Origin of the sequence: Mucilaginibacter sp. R-33 (assembly GCF_049949235.1) — a bacterium.
Taxonomy (GTDB): Bacteria; Bacteroidota; Bacteroidia; order Sphingobacteriales; family Sphingobacteriaceae; genus Mucilaginibacter.
On sequence record NZ_CP188089.1, the window covers coordinates 1,165,694 to 1,188,482 of the forward strand.

16 protein-coding genes are annotated in these 22,789 nt (G+C 42.1%); 3 read left to right on the forward strand and 13 right to left on the reverse strand.

Features of this window, described 5'->3' with window-relative positions; translation table 11 throughout:
• Nucleotides 1–109: 109 nt before the first annotated feature.
• The 8 genes from ACP26M_RS05155 to ACP26M_RS05190 all read right to left on the reverse strand — a co-directional run bounded on the left by ACP26M_RS05155 (nucleotide 110) and on the right by ACP26M_RS05190 (nucleotide 14,339).
• Complete coding sequence (locus ACP26M_RS05155) at nucleotides 110–3,157, reverse strand: GH92 family glycosyl hydrolase (protein WP_426586776.1); 3,048 nt, start codon at nucleotides 3,155–3,157, stop codon at nucleotides 110–112.
• A 208-nt stretch (nucleotides 3,158–3,365) separates the two neighbouring features.
• Nucleotides 3,366–6,503 (reverse strand): efflux RND transporter permease subunit, encoded by a 3,138-nt coding sequence (locus tag ACP26M_RS05160; RefSeq protein ID WP_188832634.1) that lies wholly within the window; start codon nucleotides 6,501–6,503, stop codon nucleotides 3,366–3,368.
• A gap of 70 nt (nucleotides 6,504–6,573) precedes the next feature.
• Nucleotides 6,574–7,677: an efflux RND transporter periplasmic adaptor subunit gene (locus ACP26M_RS05165; RefSeq protein ID WP_354483844.1), complete on the reverse strand. Its 1,104-nt coding sequence runs from the start codon at nucleotides 7,675–7,677 to the stop codon at nucleotides 6,574–6,576.
• Nucleotides 7,678–7,697: 20 nt separating this feature from the next.
• A complete protein-coding gene (locus tag ACP26M_RS05170; protein WP_426586779.1) occupies nucleotides 7,698–8,972 on the reverse strand; it encodes a TolC family protein in 1,275 nt (424 codons plus the stop codon).
• A 216-nt stretch (nucleotides 8,973–9,188) separates the two neighbouring features.
• A complete protein-coding gene (locus tag ACP26M_RS05175; protein WP_091162596.1) occupies nucleotides 9,189–9,974 on the reverse strand; it encodes a nitrilase family protein in 786 nt (261 codons plus the stop codon).
• Nucleotides 9,975–10,152: 178 nt separating this feature from the next.
• A complete protein-coding gene (locus ACP26M_RS05180; RefSeq protein WP_426586782.1) occupies nucleotides 10,153–11,298 on the reverse strand; it encodes a methionine aminotransferase in 1,146 nt (381 codons plus the stop codon).
• A gap of 133 nt (nucleotides 11,299–11,431) precedes the next feature.
• Entirely contained in the window at nucleotides 11,432–12,172 is a 741-nt protein-coding gene (locus ACP26M_RS05185; protein WP_426586784.1) for a DUF4184 family protein, read from the reverse strand.
• 16 nt (nucleotides 12,173–12,188) lie between these two features.
• The gene (locus ACP26M_RS05190; protein WP_426586786.1) at nucleotides 12,189–14,339 is read right to left on the reverse strand and encodes an FUSC family membrane protein; all 2,151 of its coding nucleotides are present in this window, start codon (nucleotides 14,337–14,339) and stop codon (nucleotides 12,189–12,191) included.
• A 273-nt stretch (nucleotides 14,340–14,612) separates the two neighbouring features.
• Between ACP26M_RS05190 and ACP26M_RS05195 the strand changes: the two genes are divergently transcribed.
• Nucleotides 14,613–17,189 (forward strand): phosphoenolpyruvate carboxylase, encoded by a 2,577-nt coding sequence (locus ACP26M_RS05195; RefSeq protein WP_426586788.1) that lies wholly within the window; start codon nucleotides 14,613–14,615, stop codon nucleotides 17,187–17,189.
• A gap of 312 nt (nucleotides 17,190–17,501) precedes the next feature.
• On the opposite strand, the gene ACP26M_RS05200 is transcribed toward ACP26M_RS05195, so the two are convergent.
• The 4 genes from ACP26M_RS05200 to ACP26M_RS05215 all read right to left on the reverse strand — a co-directional run bounded on the left by ACP26M_RS05200 (nucleotide 17,502) and on the right by ACP26M_RS05215 (nucleotide 20,856).
• On the reverse strand, nucleotides 17,502–19,049 hold the full coding sequence (locus ACP26M_RS05200; protein ID WP_373613365.1) for an alpha-N-arabinofuranosidase: 1,548 nt from the start codon (nucleotides 19,047–19,049) through the stop codon (nucleotides 17,502–17,504).
• A gap of 189 nt (nucleotides 19,050–19,238) precedes the next feature.
• The gene (locus ACP26M_RS05205; protein WP_426586791.1) at nucleotides 19,239–19,874 is read right to left on the reverse strand and encodes a TlpA family protein disulfide reductase; all 636 of its coding nucleotides are present in this window, start codon (nucleotides 19,872–19,874) and stop codon (nucleotides 19,239–19,241) included.
• 9 nt (nucleotides 19,875–19,883) lie between these two features.
• Nucleotides 19,884–20,294, reverse strand: coding sequence for a DUF6691 family protein (locus tag ACP26M_RS05210; RefSeq protein WP_373613367.1), 411 nt, complete (start codon nucleotides 20,292–20,294; stop codon nucleotides 19,884–19,886).
• A 1-nt stretch (nucleotide 20,295) separates the two neighbouring features.
• Nucleotides 20,296–20,856 carry a YeeE/YedE family protein gene (locus tag ACP26M_RS05215; protein WP_426586793.1) on the reverse strand — a complete coding sequence of 187 codons (561 nt, stop codon included), beginning with the start codon at nucleotides 20,854–20,856 and terminating at the stop codon, nucleotides 20,296–20,298.
• A gap of 162 nt (nucleotides 20,857–21,018) precedes the next feature.
• Between ACP26M_RS05215 and ACP26M_RS05220 the strand changes: the two genes are divergently transcribed.
• Nucleotides 21,019–21,570 carry a hypothetical protein gene (locus ACP26M_RS05220; protein WP_373613369.1) on the forward strand — a complete coding sequence of 184 codons (552 nt, stop codon included), beginning with the start codon at nucleotides 21,019–21,021 and terminating at the stop codon, nucleotides 21,568–21,570.
• Nucleotides 21,571–21,638: 68 nt separating this feature from the next.
• Here the strand turns inward: ACP26M_RS05220 and ACP26M_RS05225 are convergent, their stop codons facing one another.
• The gene (locus tag ACP26M_RS05225; RefSeq protein ID WP_373613370.1) at nucleotides 21,639–21,800 is read right to left on the reverse strand and encodes a hypothetical protein; all 162 of its coding nucleotides are present in this window, start codon (nucleotides 21,798–21,800) and stop codon (nucleotides 21,639–21,641) included.
• A gap of 80 nt (nucleotides 21,801–21,880) precedes the next feature.
• On the opposite strand from ACP26M_RS05225, the gene ACP26M_RS05230 reads away from it, so the two are divergent.
• The gene (locus ACP26M_RS05230; protein WP_426586796.1) at nucleotides 21,881–22,759 is read left to right on the forward strand and encodes a transporter; all 879 of its coding nucleotides are present in this window, start codon (nucleotides 21,881–21,883) and stop codon (nucleotides 22,757–22,759) included.
• Nucleotides 22,760–22,789: the final 30 nt, after the last annotated feature.

Genomic DNA, 22,789 nt, shown 5'->3' on the forward strand with positions numbered 1-22,789 from the left:
TAAAGTTTTTTGTATAAAGCTAACCGTTTAAAAATGAAATAGTTTTATTCATTTTTAAATGGTTAGCTATAGCAAAACTTCAATCATTTGCACATCCACACATCTAAAATCACTCCACGGTTATCTCATCAGCAAAAATGTAGGACTGGCTGCCCTTATTCTCATGCCAATCTGGAAGCGGGCCGTATTGTTTGGCAATGAGTTTAATGTAACGGGCATTAGTGTTTAGTGGCGTGACAAACTCCTGTGTTTGTACGTTGGTATCTTTAATGTCAATTTTGGTATTAACGGTGGCAGCCAGCTTATAGGTTTTACCATCGTTTGATGTCCAGAATTGTACATATTTAGGGAACACAATCCATGCTCGGCTATCCTGCAAGGTACTGATGCTGATTTGTTTGATGGGCTTAACGGCGCTCATATCGACAATGGCTATAAAATCTTTTCCCTGGTAGCCCTGCCAATTGCCTAAACGCCAGTTGGTAGTGCCGTGCTGTCCATCAATTAATGATTCATCGCCTTTAGCCGCGTAGTTTGGCAGGTATTTGTTCAGTATAGTTAGCTTAATATCGTTGCGGAGTTTGATGAAACTTGCCTCATCAATAAAGCTGCTTTTACCCTCCTTTATCGCGATAGCTTTTACCGTGATGTTATCGCTAATAGTAATTGGCTGTGTATAAGGTGTTGACGATGCAGTAGGAGCAGAGCCATCGAGCGTGTAATAGATCTTCGCATCCGCATCCTGGTCTTTGATTTGAAGGGTGAAAGGCTGTTTGAATGATTTAGCAGGTGCAATGATATATGGGTTAGAAATAATCAGGTTATCCGTAATTTTTGAAACAGGTTTTTCCAGGTCCTGGGTAAAGATCTTATTAGCCAGCCTGCCGGTAAACACTTCAAAATCCCCGCCTTTGGTAATATCATCGTAGTTGATAAAAAGCTTACTATATACCTTTTTATCAAGGTTCATGCCCTGCAGATAGATATTGCTGCGGGTAATGCCGGCGCCGGGGTTAATAATGCTGAATTTTTTGCCGTTCTCCAAATTGATCACTGCCTTATCAAACTGCGGGATCCCAATCTGAAAATCCTGCTGGCCGGGTGCAATATTGTAAATTCCTAAAGAACTCATCACATACCAAGCCGACATTTGCCCGCAATCCTCATTACCGGCTAAACCATCAGGTTTGTTGCTGTATTCTTCGCGCAAAATTCGGCTCACGTAAAACTGGGTTTTATCCGGCGAGTCGGTAAAATTGTACAAGTATGCCATGTGGTGACTTGGTTCGTTGCCATGGGCGTATTGGCCTATCAATCCGCTTACATCGGGAATGTCACTGCCGCTAAGTTTTGATTGTGTGCTAAACAATTCATCGAGCTTATTTTCAAATGCCTGCTTGCCGCCCATTTTATCAATCAGGGTTTCTACATCGTGCGGTACCAGGAACGAGTATTGCCAGGAATTACCTTCGGTATAATTGCCGTTGATCTCTGCAGGATCGAAAGGCTCCAGCCAGCCGCCGTTGGTACGGGCTTGCATAAAAGTATTCTGGTTGTTGAAGACGTTTTTCCAGTATTGTGCCCGCTGAATGTATTGGGTATAATCGTCGGTTTTATTGAGCATTTTTGCCATTTGGGCTATACACCAATCGTCATAAGCATACTCCAATGTTTTAGACACGGACGCATCTTCTTTATCTGATTGAACTGCGCCGTTTTGGCGATAATTATCCAGCCCAAACTGGTTACGGTTTACGGCGGCTTTCATGGCGGCAAAAGCTTTCTCGGCATCAAAATCGCGGATGCCCTTCGCATAGGCATCCACAATAACCGGGATGGAATGATTGCCGATCATGCAGTAAGTTTCGGTACTCGCAAGCGGCCATATCGGTAATAAGCCGCCCTGATCATACATCGCCATAAAACTCTTGATAAAATCGAGCGTGCGCTTGCGGTCTATCAGCGTAAGCAGCGGGTTCTCGGCCCGGTAGGTGTCCCATAAGGAAAACACGGTATAATAGTCAAATCCCTGAGCTGTATGTACCTGTTGATCCATGCCACGATATTGCCCATCCACATCACTGTAAATATTGGGGGCAACCATGCTGTGGTATAAGGCGGTATAAAATATGGTTTGTTTGATTTTAGCATAATCGGGTTGCACCACTTTTTTAGCAGGAGGGGCATAACTGTATGGACTTGTTCCGCCTACGGGTTGGGTTTGGGTTGCCGGGGCCGGTGCGCCGCCTTCTACCTGAATCTTATTCAATTCATGGTTCCAGGCTATTTTGGCATCTTTCTGAACTTTTTTAAAGTCGAAATCAGGTATTTCTGCATCCAGGTTTTTTAAAGCACCTTCGGTGCTTACCGAGGAGATACCCACCTTACTGATCACTTCGCCGGGATTATCAAACTGCAAAAACAACTTTATATTCTTGCCCTGTGCTTTGCTTTGGCCATTTTGTACCTCGTTATTTACAGCAGTACCGTAGGTTTTAAAAGGCTTTGAAAACTTAGCGTAAAAATATACCTGCTGTTTGTCGGCCCATGATTTCGACATACGGAAACCACGTACTTCATGATCATTTACTACTTCTATCCATGAATCCAAAACCTCATCGCGGTGCTGCAAATCGATAATGATATTTGCCTTATCGGTTGATGGGTAAGTGTAGCGATGCATACCTACACGGGTTGTTGCAGTTAGCTCAACGCCAATATTATATTTATCGAGCAGTGTTTTATAATAACCTGGTGTGGCACTCTCATTCTTTTTGCTAAAGTGCGACCGATAATCGGTGTTTTTAAATTTGGGATCGCCAGTGGTTGGCATAAACAATACATCACAGTAATCAGGCACACCGGTACCGCTCAGGTGCGTGTGCGAGAAACCATATACCAGGCTATCGGTATAATGATAACCGGAACAGCCATCCCAACCCTCCAACCGGGTATCCGGACTAAGCTGTACCATGCCGAAAGGCATCACCGCACCGGGATAAGTATGTCCATGTCCGCCTGTACCTATAAATGGATCAACCAGTTGGGCGTAGTCTTTTTCCTTCTCTTTTTTCTTTTGCGCCGATGATAAAAAAGGCAGAACAAGCAACAGGGCAACCGGCAAAGCAGAGCGGAATACGGGTTTGATCAATGACATATTATTTAAAACCAATTATATGATTTGAGTGTGCACAAATTACACTAATTACCACGAATATTTACTAACAGGAAAGTTCCCTATTTTATTATTAGTGTAATAAATGGTCACTAAAAACAAATAGCGACAGGCATATCCCCATCGCTATTTATTTTAGAATAACTAATTCGTGAAATTCGATTTAATTCGAAATAATTAGTGTTCAGTTTTATCCTTTTATCATACCTACTTTTTTCAGCAGCTTACGGTTTTCACGAAGGTGTATTAAACGGTACACGATTGCATAAATAATAGGTAATATCAATAAGGTTAGTATGGTAGATGTCACAAGCCCACCTATAACTACTATAGCCAGCGGTTTCTGAGTTTCCGAACCAATACCGGTTGAGATAGCTGCCGGCATTAAACCAATAGCAGCCATCAGCGCGGTCATCACTACCGGGCGCACACGTGATATCACGCCTTGCATAATGGCCTCATCAAGGTGCATTTTTTCTTCAATGTTTTTCTTAAACACTGAGATCAGTATCACACCATTCTGAATACATACGCCAAACAAGGCAATGAAACCGATACCAGCTGATATACTAAAATTTGTATTAGTAATATGTAATGCTAAAATACCGCCTATCAAAGCAAAAGGCACGTTCAGGATAACCAACACTGCATCTTTAGCGTTACCGAAGGTGATGAACAGGATCAGGAATATCACCAGTAAACACACAGGCACTACGTGCGCTAATGTATTTGATGCCCTGATCTGGTTTTCAAACTCACCGTTCCAGGTAAATGAATATCCCTGGTCAAGTTTTACAGCGGCGCCTACTTTTTCCTGCGCTTCGGCTATAGTGCTACCTAAGTCGCGGCCACGCACCGAGAATTTCACAGCGATGTAACGCATGTTGTTATCGCGGTAAATAAATGCAGGGCCGGTTAATGTGGTGATTTTGGAAATCTCTTTGATTGCAATTTTTGAACCGTTAAGTGTCGGTACCATCAGGTTCTCAATTTTGCTTTGAGTATCCCTGAATTGTTTTTGATAACGGATCCGGATATCAAATTTACGTTCGCCTTCATAAAGCTGCGAGGCTGCTTTACCGCCTATCGCCATCTCAATAACCGAGTTGGCATCGGCAGTAGACACACCGTAAAGTGCCATCTTGCGCTGGTCAAGCTCAATACGAAACTCCGGCTGACCGAGGTTTCGTAAAATACCAAGGTCTTCAACACCATGGATCTTCTTGAGCACAGCCATTACCGAGTCGGCCTTCTGATCAAGCACCTGGAAATCAGGCCCGAATATTTTTACTGCCATAGATGCCGGTACGCCGGCAACTGCTTCGGCTACGTTATCGATAATAGGCTGCGAATAGTTAAATACAATACCCGGAAACTGACTCAGTTTTTTATCCATTTCGGCTATCAGCTCTTCTTGGCTGATGCTTCGTTTCCATTCTTTTTTAGGCAGAAGGTCAACCTGGATCTGAACGTTAAAGAAACCTTTCGGGTCGGTACCGTCGTTGGTACGGCCAACCTGCGACAGGGTTTGTTTCACTTCGGGGAAGGTTGAAAGGATCTGCCTCATTTTATCAGTTACCTTAACCGAACTTTCCAGCGAGGTACTCATTGGCAGCTGCGCGGTTACCCACAGGGCGCCCTCGTTAAGCTGCGGAAGGAATTCCGAACCTAAAAACTTAGCCGAAAAGAAGGTAACCGACATAAAGGCTATTGCTACAATGAGACTCAGTTTTTGGTTACGGTAAGTGTAGCTGAACATACGGCGGATACCGTTTTCAAAGAATATCACTACCGGGTTATGCTTCTCCCTTACATTTTTGTTAAGTAAGATACTTGACAAAGCTGGTACCAGGGTAAGGGTAAAGATCAACGCGCCAAGCAAAGCAAAACCCAAAGTGTAAGCCAGCGGAGAGAACATTTTACCTTCAACCTTTTGGAAAGCGAAAATTGGTACCAAACAGGTAAGGATGATAAGCTTGGAGAAGAAGATCGCTTTACCCATCTCGGCGCCGACATTTTTGAATAGGCCAAGTTTAGCCAACCCGTTGAATTTTTGCATCCCTACTTCCTTAGCCCGGTGATCAAGCGCCACGAAGATCCCCTCAACCATCACCACCGCGCCATCTATAATAATACCAAAATCGACTGCACCCATAGAGAGCAGGTTGGCGCTCATTCCCTTTAACCGTAAACAGATGAAAGCAAATAATAATGCCAGCGGTATAATGATAGCAACAATGAGCGTTGTGCGCCAATCGGCCATAAACAGGAATACGATAACGGTTACCAGGATAATACCCTCGCATAAATTATGGATCACCGTTTCGGTACAAAAATCCATCAGGTTGGTACGATCATAAAAGGTGGAGATCTTTACATCGGCAGGTAACACGCTTTTGTTGAGGTCGACAACTTTCTGGTTAATGAGCTTTAATACCTCGGCAGGGTTTTCACCTTTACGCATTACCACAATACCTTCAATAACGTCGTTGTTTTTATCCCGGCCCACCTGGCCTAAACGCGGTAAACCACCCTCTTTAATCTCGGCAATATCACGGGCCAGGATAGGAACGTTATTAACGTTTTTGATAATAATATTCTGAATTTCTTCGATATTATTGATTAAGCCAATACCACGCACTACATAAGCCTGGTCGTTTTTTTCGATGATATCACCACCTACGTTAATGTTACTGCGATTAAGGGCCGTGTAAACATCAAGCGAAGTAAGACCGTATTTTTGTAACAGCGAAGGGTTTACACTCACTTCATAAGTTTTTTCCTCGCCACCAAAACTGTTCACGTCAGCTACGCCGGGGATTGATTTAAACTGGCGGTCAAGCACCCAATCCTGTATGGCGGTAAGGTCATGCAAAGATTTGGTGTGGCTTTTTAGGGTGTAGCGGAAAATTTCACCTGTTGGGCCGTATGGCGGTTCAACCTCGGGTTTAACACCATCAGGCAAATCAGCGTTGCCCAAGCGGCTTAATACCTGTTGGCGGGCAAACGCATCATCAACATCATCATCAAAAATAATACGGATGTATGATAAACCGAAAGATGATGTGGTACGGAGGTTAGCCTTTTTTTGCACCGAGTTTAAAACGGTTTCCATTGGTATGGTAACCATTTTTTCCATTTCTTCGGCACTGCGCCCCGGCCATTGGGCTATAATTATGATCTGTGTATTGGTAACGTCGGGAAAAGTCTCGATAGGGGTGTTGGTGTAACTCCACACACCCAATGCTACCAATACAAGTGTCATAAAAAACACAAAGTAACGGTGCCTGAGCGAGAAGTATATTATATTTTTGATGAACTTGTTCATTGTTGTCTTTGTATTTTAAAAACGTAAATGCCTGGTTTTAAAACCCGGCAATTTTTGGTTTATCCACCTGTTAGTTGTTGCCGGCAATGGCATCATAAAAAAGCAGCTGGTTTTTTGAGATGATCTTATCACCGGCTTGCAAACCTGATGATATATAGGTGGTGTCTTCAACGGTTTTGATAACCGCTACCTGACGCACCTTCAAATCGTCTTTATTGTTATAAACCACTACAAAGTTTTTGCTATTGTCATAAACAACGGCTTTAGCTGGTATAGCAACCGACTGCGCTTTTTCGCTGTTGGCTATTATCACACTGGTGAACATCTCCGGCTTAAGCAGCATGCCATCGTTAGGTAGTACTATTTTGATTTTCAATACCTTGTTGTCCGGATCGAGTACAGAGCTCACTGCATCAACCTTGCCGGTAAATACCTTATCCGGATAAGCGATAGTGGTAACCTTCGCGGTATAACCAACTTTAACACGGCTAATGTCTGATTCAAACACGTTTGCCCAAATCCAAACATCTTTCATGTTGGAAATGGTGAACATGCTGTTATTATTATCCGGACGGATATAGCCGCCTGCCGTAATATTTTTTTCGACCACGAAACCGCTTTCAGGCGCTTTGATCACCAATGTACCGCCGGGGCTGGTATTACCGCCGCCGTTGATTGCAATCTGCTCTTTTACTTTGTTGTAGGCAGCTTCGGCTTTGTTGAAATTTTCTTTAGCCTCGGTATAATCGCGCTCGCTTGAGATGCCGTTTTTGTAGAGGTATTCGGCCTGTTCAAGCTGGCGTTTGTAAATAGCAAGGTCGGATTTTGACGAGCTCAGGTCGGTATAATTACCTGCAACATCGGCGCTCCGTACAATGGCGAGGGTTTGGCCTTTGCTCACTTTATCGCCCAGTGAAACTTTTACATCCAACACCTGCCCGCTTGAAAAAGGGAATACTTTAACAACGGTGTTGTCATCATATGATACCTCGCCCGAAAGTGTAAGCTCATTTTTTATGGTAGCGATTTTGGCAGTATCGATTGTGATAATTTTAGCCATCGAATCACTCACAGTTACCTGTTTGTTTTCAACAGCAGGAGGTGTCTTGCCTTTGCAGGCGGCAAGTAGTAGCAAAGCTGAGATGCCGGAAAACAGCGTTTCTCTTTTCATCATAGTAAGTCTTAAAAGTTTAGTCAGGATTTTATTACGGTTGTGCCAACGGCAAAATTGAGGTCGGCAATTGCTTTTTGCAGGTTGAATTGCTGTTGCAATATTTTTAATTTGGTGTCCTTATAGGTGTCAAAAAAGTCTACAAACTCCACAAGGCTTATCTGGCGCTGCTGGAAACTCTTTAGCATTGCGTCAAACAGTTTGTCGTACTGCTCATTAAAGGCGATTTGCTGGGTTGAGAACAACTGCACGTTTAGCTTATATTGATTAACAGCAGCAACTACATCATTTTTAAGCTGGAATTCATTTTGTTTCAGGGTGCTCTCCTGGCTTTTTATATTGTATTGTGCCGACTTGATATTGCCCTGGTTGCGGTTAAACAACGGTATCGGGAAACCAATTTGTAAACCATAGTAGTGCGCGGCGTAGCTGCTGTGTTGATCGTAGGATACACCTAAGGTAACATCAGGCACTGCAAGTGCTTTCTGATAAGCGAGGTTATGGGTAGCTGAATTTAATTGATACTGGTTCGATAAATAATCGGGCCTGTTGGTCATGGCCTGGCTAATAAGCGACTGCACATCAAGATCTACGGTTTCTACCGGCTTATCATTTATAACAGGCTGTACAAATGTGGTTTCCTTTGTTTGCAGCAATGTTTTAAGCTCTGTTTGCAGATCGTTGATCTGGCGGTTATTTTCAACCATATCATTTTGCAAACCGAACAAAAGGGCTTTCAAACGGATGAGGTCCTTCATTGAGGTATTACCTACATCAAATGATTTTTGAATTGCATTAACCAGTTCAGTGGCTGATTTAATTTCGTTTTGATAAACTAACTGTTGCGCATTCAAGGAGCCCAACTGGCTAAAATCAAGCTGCAGGTTATAACGCAGGTTACGCATCAAGTCATTAAAGGCGGCTTCCTGAACTTTAGCGTCGTCTTCGGCTACTTTTACCTGTTTACCACGTTTGCCGGCAGTGGCAAACACCTGGTTTAACTGGACAAATATTTGCCCGCCTCCGTTTGAGTGGTTGAAAAATTTATTGGTGCTGCCGTCATGAATATTCTGGTCGGTGCTTAACACAGGGTTGTCCCATAGTTTGGCTTGTTGAATGAGCGCCTTTGAGGCATCAACATTATACTTTTGGGCAAGCAGGCTCAGGTTATTTTCAATGAACTGTTTTTCAGCATCAGGGAAAGTGATCTTTAACGTATCTGTTTGTGCTTCGGCCTTTTGTGTTAATAAACTAAAAAATAACGGTGATATAAATAGCAGGGATTTTATAGTACGCATGTTTCCTTCTTCAATTCTACAGTACAAAATTTCAAAACGGTTATGAATTTTGTATGAAGTGAAAGAAAACTAATGGTAGGGAGGGGAACTATCTGAACCCGAATTAAACGAATTGAAGAATTTATTGAATTCTATATTCTGGCAATTCAATAAATTCTTCAAATTCCGGTTCAGATAAAATCAAGAAATCTTCAAATCCCATGAATCAGGGTTATTTCAGATATTTATTTCAAAATCATCCGCATCTTTCAAAAAAGGTAGTGCACGGCGTACTTTTTCAACCTCATCACCTATGATACTGAAAGTGTAAAGGTCTTCTTCATCACGTTTATAGTAAACTACCTTACCGTTAGGATCGATACAGGTGGAATCGCCGCTATGGTAAATTTCGTTTCCATCGTGGCCTACGCGGTTTACCGCTATTACGTACGACTGGTTTTCAACCGCACGGGCAGGTATCAGGGTACGCCAGTGTGCGGCACGGCGCTCGGGCCAGTTAGCAACCACGATGAGCAGATCGTAAGGATTAGCTTCTATATTACGCAGCCACACCGGGAAACGCAGGTCATAACAGATTACCGGGCAAATTTTCCAGCCGTTAAGTTCAACGAAAAGCTTTTTGGTGCCGGCGGTGTAGGTATTGTGTTCCTGGCCAAGTGCAAAGAGGTGGCGTTTGTCGTAATGTTCATGGCTGCCGTCAGGGCGCATCCAGATTAACCGGTTGTAGTACTTGCCGCCCTCTTTAATAATAATGGTCCCGGTTATCACACAATCATATTGTTTGGCTATTTTTTCCATCCATTGCATGGTTTTGCCATTCATAGGCTCAGCCAATTCGGCGGCGTTCATGGTAAAACCCGTACTGAACATCTCGGGCAGTATGATGAGATCTGTTTTTTCGCGGATCCCTCCCGATAACCTGAGGGTAATATTCTGAAGATTTTTATCGGTATTTTCCCAAAAAAGGTAGCCTTGAAAAACAGTAATTTTAAGATTTTCCATAATATTTGGTTCATAGTTGATGGATCATGGTTCATGTCAAAAATGAATGACGATTGGTTGATCCATATTGATAAAACTTATACAATTTGGCTACGATTCTTGAACTATCGACCATGAGCCAAAATCAAACTTAAATAATTTGGCTATGGTCCATAAACTATGGACGTTTAACCAAAAATTAAACTCGAATTAACCTATCAACGGCTTTATCTAAAGTTTCTTGCCTTTTGGCGAAACAAAACCTTAACACATGGTGATCTATACCCTTACTGTAAAATGCCGAAACAGGTATTGATGCTACCCCAAATTCCTTCGCCACACGGATAGAAAAGTCGGCATCTTTTTCGTCGGTAATAGCGCGGTAACTCACTGACTGAAAGTATGATCCTGAACACGGCAAAAGCTTAAAACGGGTTTGTTCAAGGCCTTTTCTAAAATAGTCGCGTTTGTCCCTGAAAAATTCGGCCAGGCCAAGATAGGTTTCTTCATTTTTTAAATGCTCGGCAATGGCATACTGAATCGGGGTGTTTACCGCAAACACCAAAAACTGATGGATTTTCCTGAACTCGTTCATCAAATAGGCAGGGGCCATGCAATAGCCCACCTTCCAGCCGGTAGCATGAAAAGGCTTGCCGAACGATGCTACGATGAAGCTGCGTTGCTGCAGATCAGGGTAGCGGGCCATGCTGTGGTGGGTTTCGCCATCATATATCAGGTGTTCATATACCTCATCGCTAAGGATCAGGATATCCTGGTTTTTCACCAGCGCACTCAGCTCATCGATATCTTCCTTATGTAAAATGGTTGCCGTTGGGTTATGAGGCGAGTTAAGGATGATCATTTTTGTTTTTTGATTAATAAGCCGCTTAACCATGTCCCATGCAATGCGGTAATTAGGCGGCTCAAGTGCCAGCGATTTTACAACACCGCCCATCAGTTTTATGGCAGGGGCATAGCAATCAAAAGCCGGTTCAAATATGATCACCTCATCGTTGGGGTGAATTACAGCACTTATAGCCGTAAATATGGCCTGTGTACCGCCGGCCGTGATGGTGATCTCCGTTTCGGGGTTATAAATCGCGCCGTAAAGTTTTTCGGTTTTTTCGGCAATACGCTCTCTTAAAGCCATTACACCGGCCATGGGCGCGTATTGATTATGCCCCTCTTTCATGGCTTTATTTACAAGCTCAATCAGGTCAGGCGAACAGTCGTAATCAGGAAAACCTTGCGACAGATTTATTGCACCCAGTTCGTTGGCCAGGGCCGACATAATGGTGAATATGGTAGTTCCGGTTTGGGGTAATTTTGAAACAACAGGTATCATCAATGGCTAAAGTAGGGAAAAATCATTATGAACGTATCCCCATAACCCGGTATTTTTGTATTTGGAAATATTTTAATTTAAAGGTTTAAACATGATTGGGATGTTTAAGCGGAAATCTTAAGCGGAAAACGATTTACTTCTCAGTGTGAAAAATTCCCCTTTTCCTAACGGATAAAAACTTCGGGACGATTACCATTGCTAACAAAAATGCCGAAATAGCCGATACTACCACATTGGCAAAAACATGGTAGTCGGGCACTATCCAAAACCTCAAGGCAATTACAATTATAGTAAAAATTGCAACCCATATCCAGTATTTTGAGGCGGGTTGGTTTGCATAACAACCTGCCGGCATTCTTTGTATATAATAAACTATATATATCGTACTTGCCAGCGTAAATAAATGTTGCAGAATTTTATAAAGAGGAATAGTCGCTACAACATTTTTATTAAATATTCCCGGAAGTAGTTTGACGAAATAACCTTTGGGGTGGGTAAAAGCATCTAAAAACAGATGAGAAAAGGCACCGATCAAAACGGAGATCAAAACCACATGCCAGTACCTTTTAAAATGGTTGCTCCAGTTAAAAGTTTTGTACCGGCATAACCGGTTGCTTAAAGCCGAGGGCAGGTTATCGAACAAATTATTGCGGACGATGTTGTGGAATAAAAACGCACTCAGCAAAGCCAAAGGAATATCGAACCAAAACAATCCCGCAATTGTATGACTGTAAATACTGTAGATGTGCATCCGGAGAAAATATTCAAAATCTGGAACAATTGCGCCTGCTATTAAGCCGGTTAAAGAAAACCACCGGGTTTTAAGTTTATCAAGTGGTAAAACGATGGCAGGATGCGCAAATGTAAAAGGCATAGGTTATTATGTAAATCTAAACCAAAATACTATCCGTAATCTTTGCAATATCATAGCTGATCTTGTTGATAAAGCCCAATTGTTCTTTCAATAAAGCATCTTCGGCCTGGGCTACAGGCTTTTGAGCTTCGGGGTTAACAGGAGGGATTTTACCTATATTAAATTCAATATTTTGAGCATGCAGTTTTTGACCGGTATCGTTCAATACGGTTATACTTTTTTTGATGAGCTTCATGGCTTCGGGGTGTGCAACCGGGATTTCCTTTTTGCTTTGTGCCGATGCTATGGTAGCGATGTATGATGAAAGGATATGGTTCAGCACCACAAATTTATGCACATCCTTTATTTTACGCTGTTTGCTTTTAGGTTCTGATGTCATGCGCTCAAATGCGGCCGAAAGGTTGGCCGATTTTACATATACCTCTTTTCGCGCCAGCTTATAAGTTGTAATGCTGATCATTTTGCCCGAGATGCTTTCGGCAATAGTTACGAGGTAGTTGATATTAGCAACAATCACGTCGCGAAGCGTTTCCTGGATCTGTTCAAACTCCCAGGTCGGGAAAATGAGGTAGCTGGCAACAAGGGCAATGGTTGAGCCAATAATAGTATCGATGATCCTTTCCTGCGCTACATTTAACAATCCCACACCTAAAAACTTAAACAGGATAAGTACATACGGGGTCATGAAAATTACGCTCACTACATAATTAAGGCGTTGAAAGCTGTAGGCACCCATCATAAAAATCACCAGGAAAATAAACTGCACGGTGACGTTAGGGATAAAGGTAAGTATGGCTATACCAATAACACCACCGCCAATGGTGCCTATTAAACGCTGGTAGTTACGCTGTTTTGAAAGACTGAACCCGGGCTTCAATATTACAATAATGGTAAGCAGCACCCAATAGCTATGATGGCCTAATGATACTAATTTAGCTGTGATAAAACCTACCAAGCATACCAACGCTACACGCAGGGCATGTTTGAATGCGCCGGATGCCAGCGTAAAATTGTCGAAGAAAATATGCGGTGCAAAATCCTGGTGGGTAACGAAGGCCGAATACTCTACATCGCCCTTGGGCTCGTTTAATGATTCGGCTGCTTTTGAACTGTAGTACTTATAAATATTGTTGATTCCCTCGCTAAGTGAACGCAGGTTTACCAACACCTTTTTAAGTACCAGATTGCTGGTTTCCTGGTTGTTTTTGCCGATGGAGTCAATTTTTATTTTTAGTTTTTCCAGCTCGATATTAAAATCAGTGAGATGGCGGCGACGGGTATTTGATAATATAATGTAGGCTATATCATCAAGCTCATCGGCCATATTATGGATAATACGGGCTATTTCGGTTAGTACGCCGGTGTCTTTAAATTTTTCGCGAATGTGGTTGTAATCATAATGCGTGGCCATGATCTGCTCGTAAATATCAACCAGGTCCACAAAGGTAAGTACCAGGATCCTGCTTGGTGCCGTTGATTCCCGGGCCATGATGCGGCTTTTAAAAAGCAGTTCGCGTACAGCATCCTGGTGCTGGCTCACCTGGATCTGTTTGGAAACCAGCTTGCGGTAGTTTTCGTCAATATCGGTATCCGATAAATAAAAATCGGCTTTGATGCGTAAAAAACGTGCTATATCGGTCACATTTTCACCAAGGGCCTGCTGTGCCGCGCGATAAGGACGGATACCGAAAAACAACAAGCTAAAGATCATATACCAAACACCGCCTGCTAAGATAGTCGCGCTGTAACCCAATACCTCGGGAGCCGCCAATGCCTTATCCATCATAAAGATCATGATCAATAATGAAGAAGTGCCTACGGATGCTGCCCTGTTACCATAAACCGTAAACATGGAAAACAAAAAAGCGAAGAAGGTGATCTCGAAGCCAAGGGTAAATACATTGAGCCGCGCAAACCCGGTAATAGCGGCAACCAAAAACAAACACAGGTTGCCGGCCGCCATTGCATTACGCTTGTGCGATACCGGGCCGGGAGTGTCTATAACGCAGATACACAATGCGCCCAGTGAAAGTGTAAGGCCCAGATCAAATTTATCAAACTGCATTAGCAAGAGGGAGGGCAGTAAAATGCCTATACAAATGCGGATCCCATCAGAAAAATATTGACTGTAAAAGAAACTTTTTATCTCCCTGATGTTTATAGACATGGTAGCAGTAGCTTTGTAAATAACAGAACTATTATAAGCAATTTTGTTTGTTCGGCCCGTTTTATTAAATATAATTTAATGGCTCAAAATGACGTTGCAAATTTACATAATTTTAATTTATGTATCTGTTTTTGATAAAAATGGCATTAATTGAAGATTTGTGTTAATAAATATTTACTTTTTGATGAAATTAAATTAAAGATCAGTAAATTCACCCCCCGGAAAAGGCCAAAAGCTAAACCAATCAATTTTACCTCAATTTAATTTTTTACTATGTCGCCAACGTTAAAACTCAGCCAAAGAGAAGCAGCCTTCAATAACGAGGTTGTTACCCGATTTGAGTTATATAACAGTTTGTTTCAAACACTTCCGTTTTACCAGGTAAAGGATACAGGGATCTTATTACCGTTCTTCAGTTCACATTGTGAAAAAGGCGCTATCACCCATGATTCGCCGACAGATATTATCGAGTCGTTTTTTGAAAAGTATGTACCGGATATCGATCATCGCGAGCAGATTAACCGCATGTTCAGGTTTATTCAGTACATTGAACGGCAGGTGGTTTTATTTGACGCCATTGAAGATTCGTCATTTAATAAAATAGGTAAGTTTGATGACAGTGGTACCCTGCAAAGCCTGTTGCAGCATGCAGCCATCAGTGATGAAAGCCGGCAGGATATCAGTGACAAATTAAAAGATTTTTCGTTACGCCTGGTGCTTACTGCTCACCCTACGCAGTTTTATCCGGGTACGGTGCTTGGCATTATGACGGATTTAATTGAAGCTGTAAAAACCAACGATATCAATAATATTGATGTATTGCTGCAGCAATTAGGTAAAACGCCATTCTTTAATAAAACATCGCCAACGCCGGTTGATGAAGCTATCAGCCTTTCCTGGTTCCTGGAAAATATATTTTATCATGCCGTATCTGGGATCCAGTCAAAACTGGAAGAGGAGTTTGATATTGATGCTGCAAGCCGCCAGATACTGGAACTTGGTTTTTGGCCGGGTGGCGACCGTGACGGTAACCCCAACGTAACTACCCAAACCACTAAAGAAGTTGCCAGCTTTTTAAGGCAGCGCCTGTTCAGGTGTTACTACCGGGATTTCAGGGTACTTAAACGCCGAATTACTTTCCGCGGTGTTGAGGGGGCCATGACTAAACTGGAAACGCTGTTTTACAAAAACGCTAATGAACAGTTAACCCCGGTTGATCTTCAAGGCGAACTACTGGAGTTGCTGCTTTCTATAAAAGAAGTTATCCTTCGGGATCACGATGGTTTGTTCGTGAATATTGTTGAGGATATGATCCAGAAGGTACGCCTTTTTGGATGCTATTTTGCAACACTTGATATCAGGCAGGACAGCCGTATTTTACGTAAGGTGTTTGATTACGGAACCAAAAATATTGACACAGGTGTAGCGGAAGGTTATTCGGAACTAAGCGAGGAAGATAAAATAAAGAGCATCACCTTTAAAGAGGCCGATTTTGTTTGCCCTAAAGAGGAAAAAGATGCTATGATCCACGATACACTGGATACGATCAGGTTGGTTAAGCAAATTCAACAGGGTAATGGTGAAAGGGCGTGCCAGCGCTTTATTATCAGTAACTGTCAGCGCGCTTCGGATATTTTGCAGTTGATTAACCTGTTTTTATGGAGCGGGTGGAAAAAAGACAGCTTAAGCATCGATTTTATGCCGCTGTTTGAAACCGTGAACGATCTGGAACATGCTGCAGGCATCATGGAACAGTTGTATACACATCCGTTTTATGCAGAGCACCTGAAAAACAGGGGGAGCCAGCAAACAATCATGCTTGGTTTCTCCGACAGTACTAAAGATGGCGGTTACCTGATGGCTAACTGGTCGATATATAAAGCTAAAGTTGAGCTTACCGCGATGGCCCGCAAATACGGCATCCAACTGGCTTTTTTTGATGGCAGGGGAGGACCGCCTGCCCGCGGTGGAGGTAAAACACACCGTTTTTATGCGTCAATGGGTAAAGAGATTGCTAACGAGCATATCCAGTTAACTATACAGGGTCAAACCGTTAGTTCACAATATGGTTCGGTTGAAACTGCCCAATTTAATATGGAGCAGCTGATCAACGCAGGTATTATCTCAGCTTTGCACCCTAACCGTAACGATCTGCTGGATAACCGTCATAAGGAACTCATTCAGCAAATGGCCGATGTAAGCTATAAGTTGTTTATTGATCTGCGTGCACATCCGCTGTTTGTTGAATACCTCGAAAAATTCAGTCCACTGAAATTATTATCAAGGATTAATATCAGCAGCCGCCCAACCAAGCGTAATGCTGGGGCCCAATTAAAACTGGAAGATCTTAGGGCTATCAGCTTTGTAACTTCATGGAGCCAGTTAAAACAAAGTATCCCCGGTTTTTATGGTGTGGGTACAGCACTTAAACAGGTTAAAGAAACTGGCGGCTGGGACGAGATTAAAGAGCTTTACCAAACATCAGGCTTTTTTAAAACTATGCTGGATAACTGTATGATGTCGATGTCGAAGTCGGACTTCAGGGTTACAGCGTACCTGGAACAGGATGAAAAATTTGGCGCCTTCTGGAAAATGCTTCGTGATGAGTTTATCCTCACCCGCGAAATGCTTCTTGAACTAACCGGTAGCACCGTACTGATGGAAGAATACCCGGTTGAACGGCGTTCTATCGCTATTCGCGAAAAAATAGTGTTACCGCTGGTGATCATTCAGCACTACGCCCTGCAATGTATTAATTATGAAAAGGATACTGAGCTTAATGATGTTTATAATAAATTGGTGATCCGTACGGTTTACGGTATTGTAAATGCCGGGCGCAATTTGGCTTAAGAGTTTATTGTTTTAATTTATATCCCCATCCACCTGTTAGCAATAGCAGGTGGATTTTTTTTGATTTAATTATATGATCATGATGGGCTGTGTTAAAAACTTTTTCAAAGGTTTTAACTTTTGATCTGAAAAGCCTCTGTCCTCAACTTAAAGAAAAAACCGGGAGCCATTATAAAATTAAAAGCAGAATACGTAAAGCTTAAAACTAACAGGTTGGTTATCCGTGTTTGTTCAATTGCTTTATATGCAAAAAAAAAAGACCGCATCATTTGTATTTGATGCAGCCTCATTTGTATTTAGGGGAAAGGAATTTTATTTCAATTCGAGTGTTACGATTGATTTTGCAGGCAGACTTACTACCAGTTTGTCACCGTCTTTTTTAGCGCCGGTAAAAGCGTTAAGGTGAATTTTGTTGGCATCTTTAAATGTATTAATATCTGTTAATTTAGCCGAAGTTAATACCTGGCCGCTAACGGTTTGCCATTTTATATCGCTAAGGCTGGTTGTAATAGTAATGGTATTGTGCGGATCAAGGTTAACTAATGAGATGTGTACCTTGCCGGCCGCATCCTGCGAAGCAGATGCATTTACAGCTTCAATTTTTTTGCCGTCAACTTCGTAATCAGGTACGCTCAACTTAATGGGCAGATATTTGGCATCCTGGTGTACTTTATACATATCAAATACATGGTAGGTAGGCGTAAGCACCATTTTTTCTTTATCAGTTAATATCAACGCCTGCAGCACGTTGATGGCTTGTGCAAGTGCAGCCATTCTAACACGGTCGCTATGGTTATTGAATATATTAAGCGTTGTGCCTGCTATTAAAGCATCGCGCAAGCTATTTTGTTGATACAGAACACCCCAGTTGCCGGGTTCCGGATCGGTCCAGATGCCCCATTCGTCAACAACGAGGGCCACTTTTTTATCCGGGTCATATTTATCCATAATGGCCGAATGTTTGGTAACCAGTTCCTCCATTTTAAGGCAGTTTACCATAGTGCTGAAGTATTCTTTTTCGTCAAAGTTAGTTGCCGAACCTTTTTTGCCCCAATTACCTGTTGGTATGGTATAATAATGCAACGATAAACCTGCCATCATACCGCTCGAGATGTTTTTCATGCAAACCTCCGTCCAGCGGTAATCATCTGCATTCGGTCCGCTGGCTATTTTATTTAATTTGGCGCCGGGGTAATCTTTAGCGAATGAAGCGTATCGTTTAAAAAGGTCGGAGTAATATTCAGGTGTCATATTGCCGCCGCAACCCCAGCTTTCGTTACCTACGCCCCAAAATGTTACTTTATAAGGAGCCGGATGCCCATTCTTTTTGCGTTCCTGTACTACCGTGCTGCTGCTGTTTGAATTAAGATATTCTATCCATTTCGACATTTCGTCAACCGTGCCGCTGCCCACGTTACCGGCAATATAAGGCTCACAACCCAGTAAATCACAAAGTTCCAAAAACTCATGCGTACCAAAGCTATTATCTTCGGTAACACCGCCCCAATTGGTATTTACCATGCGTGGGCGTGCGGTAGCCGGACCAATACCATCGCGCCAGTGATATTCGTCGGCAAAGCAGCCGCCGGGCCAGCGCAGGTTAGGAATCTTTATCTTTTTAAGGGCATCAACAATATCAAGCCTGATGCGGTCCTGTTTTTTTACAGGGAGGGTTTTATCAACCCAAAAGCCTCCATAAATGCCACGGCCAAGGTGTTCGGCAAACTGGCCGTAAATGTGCTTGCTAATGGTTGTTTTTGAATCGGTACTGATATTAAGTGTACCTGTTTGCCCGAAGGATGCCGAGCTCAATAAGGACAAAGCGATAACGCCGAGGTGTAAAAACGGGTTCTTTTTCATTGAAACTTAGGATTTAACTAATTGTGCAGTAAAGAAAAGAAAAAAAATGAGAATAAGTGTTAAAAGAACAATAAAAAATATTAACCATGATTAGCTTGATTAAAGGATTACCTTGAATTATAAGCATAATTGAATAAAACCGGTGGTTAGCCTTTAAGAAAAGTATTATCAGGGAATCCTTTAATCAAGCTAATCAAGGTTCCTCATAAATTTTTCAAATTCCTCGCTGCTATAATCTGCCGCGCCGGAGTGCTTATAAATAAGCATGCCCTCTTTATCAAATACGAGAGTAGTAGGGATAGTGCCATCCAGTAAAGTGCCGGGTACATTGCTCATTTGTATATATAAAGGTAGGTCGTAGTTGTTTTTAAGCATAAAAGCTTTGGCTTTGGGCAGGTCGTTATCTACATCAACCAAAAGAAAGGCTACTTTTGGATCGTTCCTGAATTTTTTGTAGAGTTCATTTACCTTAGGCATTTCTGCGATGCAGGGAGGGCACCAGGTAGCCCAATAGTTTATAAATACCACTTTAGATTTTAAGGTGCCTAACGATATGGTATTACCGCCTGCATCTTTAAACTGGATATCCGGTACATTGGCAATATTTTCGTGATGCTTAGCGTACCCCCCGGGATCGGGCTGGAAAAAACCCAGCGACATCAATCCCCTGATCAGATAGCCTTTTGCATTTGGATTAAAAATTATCAACAACGCCAATGCCATAATGAGGATGCTGAAAATATTTGAAACCGGGATCTTTTTTCGTTGGATCATGAAGTAATATTTAAGTGCTTGTAAATCCTTTGCTGCTTCGCACCTTTGCATGAAATTAATTTAATGTGGTAATTTTTCTCTGAGCAAGCCATAAACCCATGTCCCCACAATAGCGCTTAAAAGCGTAACTGAAGTAACCAAAAAGCCGCTTCCAATCTGCGCAAACAGCGGGCCGGGGCAGGCACCTGTAATTGCCCAGCCTAAGCCAAATATCAGCCCGCCATATACATTGCCCCAGCTAAATTTTTTGTCGGGAATAACAATAGCATCGCCGGTAAGGGTTTTGATCTTAAAACGTTTAATGATCATAACAGAGATCATCCCTACAATAATAGCACTGCCAATGATACCATACATATGAAACGATTGCAGTCTGAACATTTCCTGGATCCTGAACCACGATATCACTTCTGATTTCACCAGCACTATGCCAAAAAGGAGGCCTGCAAACAGGTATTTGATATTGCGCATATTATAAATGTAATAGGTAGGGTAAAATAAACCAGCTCATGATGAAACCGCCTGCCATAAAACAGCAGGTTGCCACCAGCGATGGCCATTGCAGGTTCGAGATTCCCATGATGGCGTGGCCGGATGTGCAGCCGTTGGCATACCTGGTGCCAAAGCCCACTAAAAAGCCGCCTGTCACCATAAAAATAAAACCCCTTAAGGTAAGCAGTTCACCAAAACTGAAGATATCCTTTGGTAATAAACCATTAAAATCTTTAACTCCATGTTGTTGCAGCAATGCATGGGTTTGCGGATTGATATTAACCGGATGATTAGCAGAAAGATATTGTGCAGCCAGAAAGCCGCCCAAAACAATGCCGGCAACAAAAAACACGTTCCAGCTTTCCTTTTTCCAATCATACTTAAAAAAGGAAATATTAGCCGGAATGCATGCCGCGCAGATATGCCTCAGTGATGATGAGATACCAAAAGTTTTATTTCCGATAATAAGCAGGGCAGGTACAACAAGGCCTATCAGCGGGCCGGCTACATACCAGGGCCAGGGTTGGGTTATCAGATCCATAGTTTACGGGTTAATACCCGCAAATATATCTAATGTAGATTGGCAAAATCCTAATTAGGCTGGCGTTTAATTGTGATTGATACAATTTTACTTTTTATTTGTTTTAACAATATTGTTACATATATTTACTGGCAATTATATACCCTGACAAAATTTCTTTTGGTGAAGAAGCTTATAGCGATACTTTTATTAAACGTACATCTGTTCAATTTGGGCGGATACAGTTTAGTATTTGAGTATTTTATTCACCGGTCCGAAGTACAAATTGTTAAGCAGATCTATGAAAATAAGGTTGACGCTACCAAACTTGTAGAGATCAAGATTCCTGTACATCTTCCCAAAATTCACAGTTGGAGTGGCTATGTCCATGATCAGGGGCAACTGCAATTAAAAGGTGTTTACTACAATTACCTGCGTTATAAGGTTACGCAGGATACCATGTCATTTATTTGTATAGCCAATAGTGTTAAAACCCGTTTGGTTAATGCAAACCTCATTATTGCTAAAGAAATAAGCGATGTGCCTTTAAGTAAAAAGGGGCATGATTCATCGCAAAAAAAGATAAACGCCGGGGGCGAATACAGCTTCCAGGTTATGCATTACCAATTCTTATCTTACGGAAGGACATTAAAGGTAAAACCACGCCCTATAGCCTACCATGTAAATTCACCCTTCATCGAGTCGCCCGGCAAACCGCCAAACTCTGCCTGCTGATTATTGCCTGTAAATTATGAGTTAAATTGATTTTTGTGCCTGCTCTTAAGGACACAAAGCTTTTTTTATCATTTTGTTGTTTGAACCTGCACAACAACTGTGCTGTTAATTTTAGGTACAACAGTTTCGTTTACAGCTTTGATCATGCTTCTTAATGCTGATGTATTATCAACAAATCGGTGGTTAAGCGATTTCAGTTGATAATGTTGATCCGGCTTTTGTTTTACCATTTTTTTATACCCTTTATTTAAACGTAATGAAATTTATGTCGCTGTATTTTTACAGATGTTGTATTGTAGTTTCTTTTTTAATGGCTGTTGCACAATGTGCCAAAGCCCAAACCGATGCTGACGCATTGATGATCCCTAAAAATTATTTTTGTGCTGCCGCAGTATACACCCATGGGAGTTGGGACCACTACTGGGAGGGTACCTTTAAAAGGGATAATCCAAATTTGGGCACTGTAAGTACCAATGTTTACAGTCTGGGTGGAAATTATGGTCTTTCAAACCGGATCAACCTGCTATTTATGGTGCCTTACGTAACCACCAACGCCTCTGCGGGTACTTTAAGGGGCGAAAAGTCATTTCAGGACCTTATGGTTTCATTTAAATGGATGGCGGTAAAAGAAGAGATAGGCCGCGGTTTATTCAGCGTTCATGCAATTGCTACAGGTAGTTTGCCGTTAGCCAATTATGAGGCCGATTATTTACCCCTATCTGTAGGTTTACATAGTAAAAGTGTAGCGCTCCGTGCGTTGCTTAACTATCAAACAGGCAGATTCTTTGTGGCAGGCTCAGGTCAGTACATTCGCCGCGATAATATTACTATCGATAGAAATTCATACTACACTACCGAAATGCATTACACCAATGAGGTGCAGTTACCAAACGCTACCAACTTTATGTTTAGCAGCGGCTACCGCAGCCTCAAATTTAATGCCGAGGCCACTTTTACAAAGATTACAAGCACAAACGGCTTTGATATCCGTAAAAACGATATGCCTTTTCCAAGTAACCGCATGAATAGCACAGCTGTTGGTCTAATATTGAAATACAGTTTCCAGTCTGTCAGCGGACTTGAGTTTACTGCAGGCGGTAACTATGTTTTAAACGGACGTAATGTAGGCCAAACCCGGTCGGGATTTGCAGGTGTGTACTATGTGTTTAGCACCAAAAAGGAGAAGTAATAACAGGTTGGACAATCAATGATCAATGAA

Coding starts and splice junctions, on each gene's coding strand:
- ACP26M_RS05155 (WP_426586776.1), bottom strand. CDS start 3,157: ATGTCATTGATCAAACCCGTATTCCGCTCTGCTTTGCCGGTTGCCCTG.
- ACP26M_RS05160 (WP_188832634.1), bottom strand. CDS start 6,503: ATGAACAAGTTCATCAAAAATATAATATACTTCTCGCTCAGGCACCGT.
- ACP26M_RS05165 (WP_354483844.1), bottom strand. CDS start 7,677: ATGATGAAAAGAGAAACGCTGTTTTCCGGCATCTCAGCTTTGCTACTA.
- ACP26M_RS05170 (WP_426586779.1), bottom strand. CDS start 8,972: ATGCGTACTATAAAATCCCTGCTATTTATATCACCGTTATTTTTTAGT.
- ACP26M_RS05175 (WP_091162596.1), bottom strand. CDS start 9,974: ATGGAAAATCTTAAAATTACTGTTTTTCAAGGCTACCTTTTTTGGGAA.
- ACP26M_RS05180 (WP_426586782.1), bottom strand. CDS start 11,298: ATGATACCTGTTGTTTCAAAATTACCCCAAACCGGAACTACCATATTC.
- ACP26M_RS05185 (WP_426586784.1), bottom strand. CDS start 12,172: ATGCCTTTTACATTTGCGCATCCTGCCATCGTTTTACCACTTGATAAA.
- ACP26M_RS05190 (WP_426586786.1), bottom strand. CDS start 14,339: ATGTCTATAAACATCAGGGAGATAAAAAGTTTCTTTTACAGTCAATAT.
- ACP26M_RS05195 (WP_426586788.1), top strand. CDS start 14,613: ATGTCGCCAACGTTAAAACTCAGCCAAAGAGAAGCAGCCTTCAATAAC.
- ACP26M_RS05200 (WP_373613365.1), bottom strand. CDS start 19,049: ATGAAAAAGAACCCGTTTTTACACCTCGGCGTTATCGCTTTGTCCTTA.
- ACP26M_RS05205 (WP_426586791.1), bottom strand. CDS start 19,874: ATGCAAAGGTGCGAAGCAGCAAAGGATTTACAAGCACTTAAATATTAC.
- ACP26M_RS05210 (WP_373613367.1), bottom strand. CDS start 20,294: ATGCGCAATATCAAATACCTGTTTGCAGGCCTCCTTTTTGGCATAGTG.
- ACP26M_RS05215 (WP_426586793.1), bottom strand. CDS start 20,856: ATGGATCTGATAACCCAACCCTGGCCCTGGTATGTAGCCGGCCCGCTG.
- ACP26M_RS05225 (WP_373613370.1), bottom strand. CDS start 21,800: ATGGTAAAACAAAAGCCGGATCAACATTATCAACTGAAATCGCTTAAC.
- ACP26M_RS05230 (WP_426586796.1), top strand. CDS start 21,881: ATGGCTGTTGCACAATGTGCCAAAGCCCAAACCGATGCTGACGCATTG.